The 290-nt window shown below is 58.3% G+C and carries 1 protein-coding gene; it reads left to right on the forward strand.

Annotated features, from left to right (window positions below; all coding sequences use genetic code 11):
* On the forward strand, window positions 1-290 hold a 290-nt coding region (locus ACM6I5_RS22240; RefSeq protein WP_414884730.1), incomplete at both ends, for a reverse transcriptase domain-containing protein.

A 290-nucleotide genomic window follows, 5' to 3' on the forward strand; every position in this document is an offset into this window, starting at 1 on the left:
ATCCTGCTCAACGAACTCGACCGCGAGCTGGAACGGCGGGGCCATCGCTTCGTGCGCTACGCCGATGATGCGAACATTTATGTACGTAGTCGTCGAGCAGGCGAACGGGTCATGGTCAGTGTCGAGCGCTTCCTGACTCAGCGTCTGAAACTGACACTGAATCGGGGAAAGAGCCGTGTGGCACGGCCTTGGGTCTGTGATTACTTGGGTTATGGGATGAGCTGGCATAAACAGCCGAAGCTGAGGGTAGCGAGTATAAGCCTGCACCGCCTGCGCGACCGACTCAGGGA

The sequence above is a fragment of the Pseudomonas sp. IT-P171 genome (genome assembly GCF_949767765.1).
Taxonomy (GTDB): Bacteria; Pseudomonadota; Gammaproteobacteria; order Pseudomonadales; family Pseudomonadaceae; genus Aquipseudomonas; species Aquipseudomonas fluorescens_B.